Origin of the sequence: Gelidibacter gilvus, assembly GCF_004115975.1 — a bacterium.
GTDB lineage: Bacteria > Bacteroidota > Bacteroidia > Flavobacteriales > Flavobacteriaceae > Gelidibacter > Gelidibacter gilvus.
In genome coordinates, this window is record NZ_SDDZ01000004.1 from 97,208 (window position 1) to 112,199 (window position 14,992).

Consider the following 14,992-nt stretch of genomic DNA (forward strand, 5'->3'; position numbering starts at 1 on the left):
ATCATGAGAAACGACAAAGAAGATCAAAAGAAAGATAAGCAAAGTAAAAAAGATCACGCAATCAATGAAAAAGGAGATATTTCTGATGGTAATGAAATCAATCCACAGGTTGAAAAACGAAAAGATACGCATCAACCACGGGATAATGCGTAATTGTTTTGATGTGCGCTTTATATAATAAAAAGAAAAATTAAATCTAATGAATCTCATTCCGCTTTTTTAAGCGGAATGTTTTTTTGAAATATTCTGAGAATTTAATTTTCGAGTTAAACTAGCCAGAATTATACTCGGTTATAACTTCTTCGAGGTCACGTAAAAATCATTACTTACGCTAAGGTCATCTGTCTTAATTAAGGTCAGGGACCAGTCGGTTTTTGGATACAACCATAATTCTTCTCCACCAATAGAAACTTTCACTGGCATTTCAAAATCCTTGACACTATTTGTCCAACGGTACTTCAATTGTTGGTCTCTTATTTCATATTCCAGATTGGGGATTTTGGTACTTCTCAAATATTGATTAAAAAAAGCGGAGAGATCAATTCCTGAAGTTTGAGAGATGTAATTTTCAATCTGTTCAGTAGTGACAGTTTGATGATAAAAAGTGGCATTCAAACCTCTTAAGATTTCTCGCCATTTCTCGTCATCATTGATCCACTGTCTCAAGGTGTGCAACATATTGGCACCTTTATAGTACATATCTCCAGACCCTGATTGGTTAACGTCATATGCTCCGATAATTGGCGCGTCATTTTGGATGCCCTGTCGTGTGCCAATCACATATTCTGCCCCAGCCTTTTTTCCATAGAAATACTCTACAAAGATACTTTCGGCATAAGCGGTAAAACTCTCGTGGATCCACATATCCGCCATATCTTTATAGGTGATATTATTGGCAAACCATTCGTGCGCAGATTCGTGGATGATGATGAAATCAAATTTCAATCCCCATCCCGTACCAGAAAGATCCCGTCCTAAATAACCGTTTTCAAACCCATTTCCGTATGTAACGGAACTTTGATGCTCCATTCCCAAATAGGGCACTTCCACCAATTTATAGCCATCTTCATAAAATGGATAGGGACCAAACCAATGCTCAAATGCTTCCATCATTCGCGGTGCATCCTTAAATTGTTTCTTGGCTTTCTCCAGATTGTCTTTCAGGACATAGTAATCCATTTTCAAGATGCCGTTTTCGCCTTTATAGTCTTCAGAAAAGTGTACGTAATCTCCAATATTCACATTGACACCATAATTATTTATGGGATTGTTGACAAACCAATGATAGGTTTTTGTACCGTCTTTATGGTCTACAACACTGCGCAATTGGCCGTTGGAAACTTCCATCAAAGCCTTTGGAACTCTAACACTGATGAGCATACTGTCCACTTCATCGTACATATGGTCTTTGTTGGGCCACCAAACACTGGCACCAAGACCTTGGCAAGAAGTGGCAACAAAATCATTACCATTGTCATCTTTTTTCCAAGAAAAGCCACCATCCCAAGGTGCTCTTTTGGCTTCTTGGGGCTGACCTTTATAATAAACGTCCAAACTTTGAAGACTTCCTTTTTTCTGATCGTTTTTTAATGTGATAAAATGAGCATTGCCATCAGTTTCTACCTCCAATTCTTTACCATTTTGAGTTACTTTAGTGATGATCAATGGCGATTGTAAATCAATTTGGAGCACTGAATTTGGTTCAAGAACCTTATAATACACTGAGTTTTTTCCTTTTATTGATTTGGTACTCGGATCAACAGAAATATCCAAATGATAATAGGTCAAATCCCACCAAACACGCTCAGGAGTTATCGAACCTCTTAAACTATCCTGTTTTGTAAAAATTTGATTTTGGGCATTTGTAGTTTGGAAAATCACTATCACAAAAAGGGAAAAAATATATTTGTTCATTTTCTAATTTCTTAAGATTGAATTTGGAAAAACCACCACACTTTCATAACCATCTTTGCCTACGGAAGCAACACCAAAATACGAATTGTCAATAACAATCCCATTTAATGTGAATTCTTCAAGGTCGCCCACATATCTGGAATGGTCCCAAGTAGGTGAGGTGGTGTCTCTCCAATAAATCTTGTACCCTTTGGCACCATCCACTTTGTCCCATTTCAATTTTGCGGAAGCTTCCACAATGCCCCCAATGGCCACGGTTTTCGGTGGCGGCGGCGCAGAGGCCAAACTTGCCATATTGATAGCATTGACTGCGGTTAATTTTGCAGCATAGGGGAAATTTACATGTTCAAAAGTATCGCCATAATTAATGCCATCTTCTAAACGAATATCTTGATGTTGCTGGGTATAATTCTCGTGGGCTTCCATGATGCGGATGCCGGCAAATCCCAAATCGTTGAACGGTCGATGATGGCCGCCGCGACCAAAACGGTCGAGTCTATAAACCATCATCGGATTCATTTCTGGCATATAGGTTTGGGTGGTTTTATGTACATAACGTGCCAATTGGCGTGAAATTCCATCCACTTCACCACCATAAAAACGACGCATTTCTCGCTCACGATCGGTTTCTGTTGGCGGTACAGGTTCAGAAAATATTCTAAAACTCCGATTGTCAATCACTCCATCAACGCCTTCAATATTACCGATCATATCATTATTGAACACCCCAATAACATCCCAGCCTTTTTCTTTGGCATAAGCAGCTAATCCTGCACCTCCAAAAAGACCTTGTTCTTCCCCGGAAAGCCCTACATAAACAATGCTGCTTTCAAATTTGTATGTTGATAACACTCGAGCGGCTTCAATAGCTCCGGCCATTCCCGACGCATTGTCGTTGGCACCTGGTGCATCTATGCTGAAATCCATGACATCACTGGCACGCGAGTCGATATCGCCGCTCATGATAATGTATCGGTTTGGATATTTACTGCCTCTCTGAATAGCGACAACATTAACAATCCAGCCGTCATGTGGCACCCGCTTTTTGACATCTTTGGTCACAAAGTCCTTTTGATAAAACACTTCCAAACAGTTATTACAGTCTTTAGAAATCAATTCAAATTCTTTTTTGATCCAACGCCTTGCAGCGCCTATTCCTCGGGTGTTTGACACCGTATCGCTAAACGTGTGACGCGTGCCAAAATCTGCAAGAATCTGAACATCTGCTTTGATTCGGTCTACCGAAACCGCCTCAATGATATCGTAGATTTTTTGATCTGTTTGGGCATTTAAATTCAAACAAATAAGGAATACAATACTGGATTTTATTAATTGGTTCATATGATGATTTATTAAGTTGTAGTGACGTTAACTAAGATGATTATTTTTTATAATTAAATTTCACGGTTTCCACGCTGCGGTTGTCTTGCTTGATATCGACATAAATATTCATTTCATTGGCACTTATTTTTTCAAAAATCATGCCTTCAAAAATCACTTTGTTTTCCGTGATTTCTTTCAATGGAAAATCGATGGTTTTATCTTTTTCTTCCCAACCTTTTAGGTCATTGCCAAAATGTTTGAGCTGTAGGATGAGCGTATTTTCTACCTCACGAATGATTTCAATCTCATAGAAAACAACTTCGCCATTATCGATTAATTTAAAGGTCGCCATCATAGAACCACCAGAAGGTTCACTCCAGTTTTCTTCCGTTTGACCACCAAACGCTTCACCTTTCCAATTGCCGGCAATCCATTTGATGTTCTCGAGTTTGGGCTCTAGTATGGCAGATGTATTATTTAATGTGTTCGTGGCTTTAAGCTCTCCAACTATGGCTATTTTTTTTCCATCAGGGCTGATTGCTACACGACTGAGATTTTGAATGTCGTATGTTTTTAAGGAAGCAACTTCAATCCACCCCAATTTATTTTTGGGATTGAATTTGAAAAGCGCATCGTCTTTAGCCATTAGAATACTCCCATCCGCCAACCAGCACATATCTTCAACTTCAGAAAGGGTAGGAGCTATCGTTTTTATCGCGCCAGTTTTAAGATTTAAAGATTTAATTTCTGCTTTACCCTCGGTGGTTTTAGAAATAAAACTGATCAGATTGGAATTTGGAATGTGATGTAAGGACCTGCCAACATGTGTCGTTATCTTTTTATTTATGCCTGTCTTTAAATCAGAGCTGTAAAGAGACAGATAATCGGCTTCCAGAACAGAAGAAATAATGGTGTTATTGTCAAACCAAAGGTGATAGCCAACCACTAAAGTATCTAAAATCACAGTGTTTGTGCTGTTTTTTAAATCGTAGCGATATAAACGCTGTTTTCCGTCAGGATCTAATCTGATTGCTGAAACGGCATTTTGGTTAGGGATTTTTTGTGGGGAATATTCGCCGCCTTCCGTATTGCAAATCCAGGTTTTTGAACCGTAATTGAGATTGTATTTAACGATATCCGTTTGTGCATTTCGAGTGCCAGCGAATAAAATCGTCTGATTATCCATAAAGGAGGGTTGGTTGTCATAACCTTCATTATTGGAAATGTTTTGGAAATTGGACAGCTGAAAATTACCTTTCTCAGTGTTCAAATCAAATAAAAAAACTTCAGTATTGGGTTGCGCGAAGCTTAAAATAGAACTAAAAACGAACAGAATTAGATAAAATGATTTCATCGAAGGTTTATTTTCATAAAGATATAATTTTGAGTTGAACTTGTGTATAAAACTTTGAGAGCTATTGTCGTACTTTTTAAGATGTTATATGGAGACAAGCGCTGGGATATTAAAATCCACTGGTGGTGGAAATCAAAAAGCCAATTCAAATTAATGAATTGGCTTTTCTTTGTTAATCAAATTTATGTTAGTCAAAATTTCAAAAACAATAAGTGTATTGGACCTTTCGCACCGAAGCATCGGTTTAAAATCGGAAAGGCTTTTTAAATTATAAATTATACTTGTTCTCAGCTTTCACTTTTTCAGCAATGGTATTACGTAAATCTACGATATCTGGGTAGTTGGTGTATTTTACAAAACGCTTCAAGCCCATCAACAACATACGTTGTTCATCGCCTTCGGCAAATGAGATGATACTTTCCTTTCCATTTTTCTCTACAATAGAAACCGCATTGTACAAATACAATTTCGCCATGGCGATTTGGATTTCCTGTTCTTTTTCACCGAAACGTTTCGCGTTTTTCTCAGCTCTTAGAATAGTAGATTCCGCCATGTAAATCTCAATAAGGATGTCAGAAGCGGCCAACAATAATTGTTGGTGACTTTCTAAATCTGGACCAAATTTCTGGACTGCTGATCCTGCAACCATTAAGAAGACTTTCTTAAGTTTAGCAATCATTTCTTTTTCTTCAGCAAACAACTCAGAATAATCTGGGGTGTCAAAAGAAGGGATGCCTAATAATTCATCGGCTACTGCTTGAGCAGGACCCAATAGATCAACATGACCTTTCATTGCTTTTTTGACCAACATACCAACAGAAAGCATTCTATTGATTTCGTTGGTTCCTTCGTAGATTCTTGCAATACGCGCATCTCTCCAGGCAGCTTCCATAGGCGTGTCTTTAGAAAAGCCCATACCTCCAAATATTTGGATGCCTTCATCAGCACAGTTTTGAAGATCTTCAGAAACAGCAACTTTTAGAATGGAACATTCAATTGCATATTCCTCAACGCCCTTTAATTCTGCTTCTTGGTGAGAGTTTCCTTCCGCTTGGCGCATGGCAATACGGTCTTCAATATTTTTTGCAGCACGATAAGACGCCGATTCTCCCGCGTATGTACTGGTAGCCATTTCGGCTAACTTCATCTTAATGGCTCCAAAATCTGAGATTCGCGTATTGAATTGCTTGCGCTCATTAGCGTATTCAATAGCAGTTGTTGTAATTCTTCTTTGTGAATCCAAACAGGCTGCAGCCAATTTAATACGTCCAATATTTAAGGCGTTCATGGCGATTTTAAATCCTTCACCACGACCAGCCAACATATTTTCTACTGGAACAACAGTGTCGCTAAAAAACACTTGTCTTGTTGAAGACGCGTGGATTCCCAGTTTATTTTCTTCCTCACCTAATGTAATACCGTTTTTAGGATCTTGCTCAACGATAAAACCGGTAATATTTTTGTCATTTTCTATTCTAGCAAAAACTATGAACAAGCTACAGAATCCGGCATTGGAAATCCACATTTTCTGTCCGTTGATTTTGTAAGATTTTCCATCTTCAGAAAGCGTTGCCGTAGTTTTACCGGAATTGGCATCAGATCCAGCTCCTGGCTCAGTAAGTGCGTAGGCACCAAACCATTCGCCACTCGCTAATTTAGGGACGTATTTCTGCTTTTGCTCTTCAGTACCATAAAGTGTTATTGGCATCGTTCCAATTCCTGTATGTGCTCCAAAAGCCGTACTGAATGATCCAGTGCCGCTAGAAATGTATTCACATACAATCATGGTAGATACAAAGCTCATTCCCATTCCGCCGTAAGCTTCAGGAACGGACACGCTCAAAAAGCCCATGTCGCCTGCTTTACGCATCACTTCTTCCGTCAAGGCATAATCCTTGGCTTCAAATCGGTCTTTATTTGGAATAATCTCACGATCATTAAACTCCATAACGGAGTCACGCATCATTTTTTGCTCTTCATTAAAATCTTCTGGTGTGAAGACGTCTTCGCATTTCGTTTCCTTGACGATGAATTGACCACCTCTTAGTATTTCTTTTTCTTGTTGTGTTTCCATGTTCCTATCCCTAACCCTTTCCGAAGGAAAGGGAACTGTTGCGGGTTATTTTATTATTAATAGTTCTTAAAAAATTTATTTTAATCGATAATTTTTTTTCAATTGCTCCTTCCCTTTGGGAAGGTTAGGATGGGATTTTCTATTTTAAGAATTCAAATATCCCACAAGCCCCTTGTCCTGTACCAACGCACATCGTAACTGCGCCATATTTCCCTACCATGTTGCGTTTCCGCATTTCATCAAAAAGCTGGACAGATAACTTTGCTCCAGTACATCCCAATGGATGGCCTAACGCGATTGCTCCACCGTTTACGTTAACGATGTCCGGATTAAGGTTGAGTTCTCTGATGACGGCAATGGATTGTGAAGCGAAGGCCTCGTTCAATTCAATTAATTCTAGGTCTTTTTGTTCCAAACCAGCCAATTTCAAGGCTTTTGGAATGGCTTTTACGGGTCCGATACCCATAATGCGCGGTTCAACACCTACAGCGGCATAATTGACCAATCTTGCAATAGGTTCTAAATTCAATTCCTTGACCATCGCTTCACTCATGATCATTACAAAGGCTGCACCATCACTCATTTGTGAAGAGTTTCCTGCGGTAACACTTCCGTTAGCGGCAAATACTGGTCGTAATTTTGCAAGTACTTCTACACTTGTTCCTGCTCTTGGGCCTTCGTCTTTTGTGACAGTATAAGATTTGGTGGCTTTTTTTCCGTTGGCATCCACATAAGTTTGATCAACGGTGATAGGTACAATCTGATCTTGAAAACGATTCTCGGCTTGTGCTTTTAAAGCCTTCATGTGCGAATGGTATGCAAATTCATCTTGATCTTCTCGAGATACTTTAAATTGGTTGGCAACGGCTTCTGCTGTATTTCCCATGCCCCAGTAATAACTTTCATGCCCAGATTTAACAATGTCATAATTTAATTCTGGTTTGAATCCGGTCATTGGCACTGAGCTCATGCTTTCTGCACCACCGGCTATGATACAATCAGCCATTCCTGATTGGATTTTTGCTGTAGCCATGGCAATAGTTTCAATTCCTGAAGAACAAAAACGATTGACCGTCACTCCCGGAACATCAACACTGTCCAATCCAATTAAAGATATAAATCGTGCCATGTTCAACCCTTGTGAGCCCTCTGGCATGGCGTTACCCACCATGACGTCATCAATTCTTTTGACATCGAAATTTGGTAAATCTTTCATCATGTGCTGGATGGTTTCGGCACCCAATTCATCGGCTCTTTTAAACCTGAACACGCCTTTTGGTGCTTTCCCAACTGCGGTTCTGTATGCTTTTACTATATATGCTTGTTTCATTTTCCTATCCCTAACCCTTTCCGAAGGAAAGGGAACTGTTGCGGGTAATTTAAGTTAAAATATCTTTTTTTCACATCACGTCTCCTTCCCTTTGGGAAGGTTGGGATGGGATTCTAGTTCCTCAACGGTTTCCCCGTCTTCAACATATGCTGAATTCTTTCCAAAGTTTTTCGTTCTGTACACAAAGACAAAAATGCTTCACGTTCCAAATCCAATAGATATTGCTCACTGACTAAAGTTGGTTCTGATAAGTCGCCCCCAGCCATGACGTAAGCTAATTTATTTGCGATTTTTCGATCGTGTTCACTAATGTAATTGCTGTCTTCCATGGCGTCTGTTCCTACCATAAACATCCCGAGCGCTTGTTTGCCAAGCACTTTAATATCGGTACGCTTAATTGGTTGTGTGTACCCAGCGTCGGCCATAAGTTGAGCGTGTGCCTTGGCAGTAGCCAGTTGTCTGTCTTTATTGACCACAACGATATCTTTTCCTTTTTGAAGGATTCCCAAATCGAAAGCTTCATAAGCAGACGTAGATACTTTGGCCATTGCAACGGTCAGGAAATACTCTTGAAGAGTGTTCAGCTCAACATCACCTTTTCTGAACGTGTCTTGAGCACGAAGCGCCATTTCTTTAGAACCGCCTCCGCCTGGAATCACACCAACACCAAACTCTACGAGTCCAATATAAGTTTCGGCAGCAGCAACTACTTTATCCGCATGCATGGACAATTCACAACCACCACCTAGCGCCATTCCATGAGGAGCAGCAATAGTTGGGATTGCAGAATATCGCATGCGCATCATGGTATCCTGGAAATATTTGATGGCCATATTCAGCTCATCATATTCTTGCTCGGCAGCCATCATAAAAATCATTCCGATATTGGCACCAACCGAGAAGTTTGCAGCTTGATTTCCTACAACCAATCCTGCGAAATCTTTTTCAGCAAGGTCTATCGCTTTATTTAATCCGGAAAGCACATCACCGCCAATCGTATTCATCTTAGACTGGAATTCGACATTTAAGATGCCGTCTCCTAAATCTTCAACCACAACGCCAGAGTTTTTGTAAACTTCTTTAGATTTTCTGATATTATCTAAGATGATAAACGCATCCTGTCCTGGTACTTTTTCTTGTTTTTTGGATGGAATATTGTAAAAGAAGGTATTACCTTCCTTAATCGTGTAAAACGATTTATTGCCAGATTCCAGCATTTCAGTTACCCAAGCGGCAGGTTTTAAACCTTCGGCTTTCATCAATTCAATCCCTTTTTCGACACCAACGGCGTCCCAAATTTGGAAAGGTCCATGTTCCCAGCCAAAACCGGCTTTCATGGCATCATCTATTTTATAAAGCTCGTCGGTTATTTCAGGAATTCTGTTAGCCACATAAGTGAACATTGCGGCAAAGTTCTTTCTGTAAAACTCACCCGCTTTATCTTTTCCTGAGATCAAGATTGGAAAACGATCAATGACCTTATCCACTGTTTTAGTCAGTTCTAAAGTTGCAAATTGCGCCGATTTCCGATCTCTATATTCAAGCGTATTTAAATCTAAGGTTCTAATGTCCTTACCTTCCTTTTTATAAAAACCTTGTCCGGTTTTGCTTCCTAACCATTTGTTTTCTACCATCGTATTGATGAAATCAGGAAGTTTGAAAAGCTCATGGGCTTCATCTTCGGGAGCATTGTCGTAAATCCCGTTGGCCACATGCACCAAAGTGTCCAAACCAACAACATCAACGGTTCTGAAAGTGGCCGATTTTGGACGACCAATTACCGGTCCGGTCAATTTATCAACTTCTTCAACCGTCAAATCCATTTCTTTCACTTGATGGAAGAGACTTTGAATTCCGAAAATCCCAATACGGTTTCCGATAAACGCTGGCGTATCTTTCGCAATGACCGAGGTTTTTCCTAAGAATTTTTCACCATAATTATTCAGGAAATCCAATACATCTTGAGATGTTTTTGGTCCAGGAATAATTTCAAATAATTTTAAGTAACGTGCAGGGTTGAAAAAATGCGTCCCACAGAAGTGCTTTTGAAAATCTTCACTACGGCCTTCGTTCATAAAATGAATAGGAATCCCTGAGGTGTTTGAGGTAATCAAAGTGCCAGGAGTTCTGTGTTTTTCAAGTTTTCCGAAGACTTGTTTTTTAATGTCCAAGCGCTCTACTACAACTTCCATAATCCAGTCCACATTTTTGACCTTTGCAATGTCGTCTTCAAGATTACCAGTGGTAATTCTGCTGGCGAACGATTGGTCGTAAATAGGAGAGGGTTTCGATTTTAGAGAAGCAGTCAAAGAATCATTAACAATTCTGTTTCTAACGGCTTTGTCCTCTAAAGTCAGTCCTTTAGCTTTTTCAGCATCATTCAATTCTCTTGGGATAATATCAAGCAGTAATACGTCCACGCCTATATTGGCAAAATGACATGCAATACCGCTTCCCATAATTCCAGAGCCAATAATGGCTACTTTTTTTATTCTACGTTTGCTCATATTATTATAAACTATTTTCTTTTTGGTTGTATATGTTTTTATTGGAGATCATGTTGTTTATGATTTCGGCGACCTCATAAAAATGCTGTAATTGTTCTTCTGAAGCGTTTTTTCGAACGGCCTCGTTAAAAGTCAACACTTTTTCTTTGGAGTAAGCGCGTTTTTTCTTTCCAAAATCGGTCAGAAAAATCAAAACACCGCGTCCATCCTCCGGATTGGGGCGTCGCTCAATTAAACCACGTGCTTCCATTGATTTTAAGGTCCTGGATAGACTTGTGGCTTCCATGCCCATTTTTGGGCCCATAGCGGTTGAAGGCGTTCCTTTTTCTGGATCAATACTGAGCAAAGCGAAACCTGTCGCCATGGTGCTGTCAAACTTGGAAGCTTCTTCGTTGTACATTTTAGTAACCGCTAACCAAGTGGTTCTAAGAACATAATCAATGGTTTTATCTTTCATTGTAAATCATAAGGATTCCAAATATACAAAAATTTACTATGCACGCATAATAAATTGAAAACTTTTTTCACAGAAGTTTTTAAGGTATTTCCAATCGTTTTAGCCGACTATTAAACCATTCCATTTGATATTGGTTAATCAGTTATTTGTACTTTTGCGCTTTTACTAACATTACATTTATTTTTCATGAAGTTGTTCTTTAGGAAACAGGAATATATAATTCTACTTTACCGCCTATTTCTGGCTTATGTCTTTTATTTTATCGCGAGATTTTTGTTTTTCCTCTATAATTATGATGTTTTGGAAGTGCATTCTGTAGGAGCGTTTTTTAAATTGTCTTATTACGGATTGGCTTTTGATACGGCGGCGATATTATATGTCAACAGTCTTTTTATTCTTTTATCGCTTTTACCGCTTCGTGTAACACAATCCTCAGGGTATCAAAAATTATTATTCTACGTTTATTTTATCACCAATTTGATTGGATATGCCTTTAATTACGTCGATTTCATTTACTACAAGTTCAATTTTGCCAGAACAACGCTATCGGTTTTAGAGGTGGTAGAGAATGAGGCCAATAAAACGGCTATGTTTTTCAGGTTTTTGGTGAGTTATTGGCACGTGTATCTTCTGTTCCTTTTAGTGAGCTTACTGTGGATCTATTTGTACAAAAGGGTAAAGCTGCGACCATTGGCACATCCGTTATCAACTAAAACATATTATATCTCTTCTCTTATCGGGTTTGTTGTCTTCGGTACTTTAATAGTGGGTGGCATCAGGGGCGGCGATTTCAATAAAAGTACGCGACCTATCAATTTGGTAGATGCGAGTAAACATGTCAAAAAAATGGAGCAAGCCGATTTAGTGCTCAATACCACATTTGCATTTATTAGAACCTTTGGTACTAAAAGTTTTAGGAAGGTAGATTATAATATTACGGATGAAGAGATTCAATTTTACATTAAGCCTATAAAACAATACACTAGTAATGAACCAACAAAACCGAATATTGTAGTCATTATTACCGAGAGTATGGGCCGGGAATATATTGGTGCCTTTAATAAGAATATGGACATTGATAATTACGTGAGTTACACGCCATTTCTGGATTCTTTGGCGCAGCACAGTCTTATCTTTCCGAATGCTTTTGCCAATGGCTCTAAATCCATTCATGGGATGTCTTCTGTCTTATCTGGGATTCCTTCGTTTCTAGATGCCTTTACGTCTTCAAGTTATGCCAATCAGAAAATTGAGAGCTTGGTGTCTATTTTGAACGATCTTGATTATGATACTTCGTTTTTTCACGGTGCCCCAAATGGGTCTATGGGATTTTTGGGCTTTAGTAATATTTTAGGTTTCGATCGTTATTATGGAATGGAAGAATACGGTAACGACGATGATTTTGATGGGAGTTGGGGCATTTGGGATGAACCATTTCTACAATATATGAAATCGACTTTAGACCATAAACAGCAACCATTTTTTAGCACTGTTTTTACTGTGACGTCCCACGAGCCTTTTGTGATTCCGAAAAAATACGATGGTAAATTTCCGAAAGGAAACGTTCAAATGCACGAACCTGTTGGATATACAGATTATGCGTTCAAGCGATTCTTTGAAGCGGCAAAGAAGGAGCCGTGGTTTGACAATACCATTTTTGTCATTACTTCCGATCATCCAAACCAGGTGTATTATGACGTGTATAACAAAACGATCAATAGACGTGCGATACCTATACTATTTTACAAATCGGATGGAAGTTTGGTAGGAGTAAAGAACGAATTGGCGCAGCAAATTGATATTTATCCTACTTTAATGGATATTATAGGATACGATAAACCTTTTAGAAGCTGGGGAAGAAGTCTTGTTTCGGATGATGGTGTAGAGCCTTTTGCAATTAATCATAACGCATCGCAATATTATATGTTACGTGGGAATTTCATCTGTGCTTTTGATGGCAAACTCACCACCGGATTTTATGATATTAACGATAAAAGCCTTGAGAATAATCTGATTGCCAATAAAACCCCTGAAATGGAAGCTGCTGAAAAAGCTTGTAAAGCATTTTTGCAAGATTATTTTGAGCGTATTGTGGATAAGAAGTTGAGTATGGATAAATAAAAAAGAGCTTCGTTTTATGAAGCTCTTTAGTTTACGGTCTATATATTTTCTCAATAAGTTCCTTGTACATCTCTTTGATGATTTTGCGTTTCATCTTCATGGTTGGTGTTAATTGACCACCTTCAATAGACCAAATATCGGGCGTTAATTCAAACTTCTTGATTTGCTCCCATTTTCCAAAATGCACATTGGCTTTATCTATTTCCTTTTGGATTCGAGTCAATACAACTTCTGATTTTATAATGGACTTATTGTCTAACTGGACATCTTTATCTTTCTTTTTAATCCATTCTTTGATGAATTCAAAATTAGGTTGAATCAATGCGGCAGGCATTTTTTCACCTTCCCCAATGACCATGATCTGTTCTATAAATCGAGATTGCTTTAATTCGTTTTCCAATAATGCTGGAGCAACATATTTTCCTCCAGAAGTTTTGAACATCTCTTTTTTACGATCCGTTATTTTTAAAAAGCCGTCTTTATCTATTTCACCAATATCACCGGTATGAAAATAATCGCCGGTCATCACCGACTTCGTTTGCTCAGGTTCGTTGAAATACCCTAACATGATATTTGGACCTTTCACTAGAATTTCGCCATCCTCAGCAATTTTCACATCAACATTATCAATAATTTTTCCAACAGTGCCCACTCTAAACCCTTTGTTTCGCATATCATTCACTGATATTACGGGAGAGGTTTCGGTTAATCCGTAACCTTCCATAATCGGCATTTCGGCAGCCGCAAAAGTTCGTGTGAGTCGTGGTTGTAATGCAGCACTTCCAGAAACCATCATATCCAAATTACCTCCAAGACCTTCCTTCCATTTGCTGAAAATTAGTTTTCTTGCAAGTTTGAGCTGTAATTCATACCACCAGCCGTTGGCGCCATAAGGTTCATATTGAAGACCTAAATCTATGGCCCAGAAAAACAGTTTCTTTTTGATACCGGTCAATTCACCTCCTTTGGCGACAATTTTATCATATACCTTTTCGTAAAGTCGTGGCACCGCAGTCATGACATGTGGTTTGACTTCCTGAAGGTTTTCGCTCATTTTCTCAATAGATTCTGCGAAATAAATCTCCACACCACAATATTGGTAGAGGTAGAGAATCATACGTTCAAAAACATGGCAAACAGGTAAAAAGCTCAGCGCTTTCGATTTTCCGTTTTCAAAAGGCACTCGTTTTTGACTATCCAAGACATTGGAGACTAAGTTGTTGTGCGAAAGCATCACGCCTTTTGGTTTTCCTGTAGTTCCAGAAGTATAAATTAAAGTGGCTAAATCGTTAGGTTTCACCGCAGCCATACGCGCTTCAACTTCATGTTGATTGCTCTCGTCTTTACCTAATTCTAAAACTTCTTTCCAACTTTTTTCACCTTTAATGTCATCAAAAGTATAAACAGCTTTCAGACTGGTATTTGCTTTTATAGCATTGATTTTGGCTAAAACTTCTTCATCAGAGACAAAACAAACGATCGATCCAGAGTGGTTGAGGATATACTCGTAATCAGATTCAGAAATTGTTGGATAAATAGGAGTGTTTTGCGCTCCGATTTGCAAAATACCAATATCCATAACGTTCCATTCGGTTCTGTTATTGGAAGAAATAACGGCAATTTTATCGTTTGGTTGGATACCAAGGCGTAGCAAACCTCTGCTTATGGCATTGGCTTGATCGATATATTCTTGAGTGGAAATTGAGGTCCATCGGCCGTCATATTTTGTAATAAGTGCTTTCTCAAGGTTATAATGTTTCAATTGATACCTTGGAAAATCAAAAATTCTGGTAACGTCAGTCATTAGTTTTACGAAGTTTAGGATATGCAAAGTATGAAAATAAATAGGATATTCAAATGAGGACATAAAAAAAGGGATTTTTACATCTGTAAAATCCCTTTTTAAATTTGG

Annotated in this window: 10 protein-coding genes; 2 read left to right on the forward strand and 8 right to left on the reverse strand. The window is 38.7% G+C overall.

Annotation, left to right across the window (positions count from 1 at the left end; translation table 11 throughout):
* The first annotated feature begins 3 nt into the window (after positions 1–3).
* On the forward strand, positions 4–153 hold the full coding sequence (locus ESZ48_RS19275) for a hypothetical protein (RefSeq protein ID WP_190246224.1): 150 nt from the start codon (positions 4–6) through the stop codon (positions 151–153).
* Positions 154–291: 138 nt separating this feature from the next.
* On the opposite strand, the gene ESZ48_RS08920 is transcribed toward ESZ48_RS19275, so the two are convergent.
* From ESZ48_RS08920 to ESZ48_RS08950, 7 genes are all read right to left on the reverse strand, one after another.
* Entirely contained in the window at positions 292–1,914 is a 1,623-nt protein-coding gene (locus ESZ48_RS08920; RefSeq protein ID WP_129017015.1) for a M1 family metallopeptidase, read from the reverse strand.
* Between the two features lie 3 nt (positions 1,915–1,917).
* On the reverse strand, positions 1,918–3,255 hold the full coding sequence (locus tag ESZ48_RS08925; protein ID WP_129017017.1) for a M28 family peptidase: 1,338 nt from the start codon (positions 3,253–3,255) through the stop codon (positions 1,918–1,920).
* Between the two features lie 40 nt (positions 3,256–3,295).
* Positions 3,296–4,591: a DUF6265 family protein gene (locus ESZ48_RS19545; RefSeq protein ID WP_223266402.1), complete on the reverse strand. Its 1,296-nt coding sequence runs from the start codon at positions 4,589–4,591 to the stop codon at positions 3,296–3,298.
* A gap of 268 nt (positions 4,592–4,859) precedes the next feature.
* Positions 4,860–6,665, reverse strand: a complete 1,806-nt coding sequence (locus ESZ48_RS08935) for an acyl-CoA dehydrogenase family protein (protein ID WP_129017019.1) — start codon at positions 6,663–6,665, stop codon at positions 4,860–4,862.
* Between the two features lie 139 nt (positions 6,666–6,804).
* A complete protein-coding gene (locus ESZ48_RS08940) occupies positions 6,805–7,995 on the reverse strand; it encodes an acetyl-CoA C-acyltransferase (RefSeq protein ID WP_129017021.1) in 1,191 nt (396 codons plus the stop codon).
* Between the two features lie 113 nt (positions 7,996–8,108).
* Positions 8,109–10,502, reverse strand: a complete 2,394-nt coding sequence (locus ESZ48_RS08945) for a 3-hydroxyacyl-CoA dehydrogenase/enoyl-CoA hydratase family protein (protein WP_129017022.1) — start codon at positions 10,500–10,502, stop codon at positions 8,109–8,111.
* A gap of 4 nt (positions 10,503–10,506) precedes the next feature.
* Entirely contained in the window at positions 10,507–10,959 is a 453-nt protein-coding gene (locus ESZ48_RS08950) for a MarR family winged helix-turn-helix transcriptional regulator (RefSeq protein WP_129017024.1), read from the reverse strand.
* 186 nt (positions 10,960–11,145) lie between these two features.
* Here ESZ48_RS08950 and ESZ48_RS08955 point away from each other — a divergent pair, with 186 nt between their 5' ends.
* Positions 11,146–13,080, forward strand: a complete 1,935-nt coding sequence (locus ESZ48_RS08955) for an LTA synthase family protein (RefSeq protein WP_129017026.1) — start codon at positions 11,146–11,148, stop codon at positions 13,078–13,080.
* Positions 13,081–13,111: 31 nt separating this feature from the next.
* Here the strand turns inward: ESZ48_RS08955 and ESZ48_RS08960 are convergent, their stop codons facing one another.
* Entirely contained in the window at positions 13,112–14,884 is a 1,773-nt protein-coding gene (locus ESZ48_RS08960) for an AMP-dependent synthetase/ligase (RefSeq protein WP_129017269.1), read from the reverse strand.
* Positions 14,885–14,992: the final 108 nt, after the last annotated feature.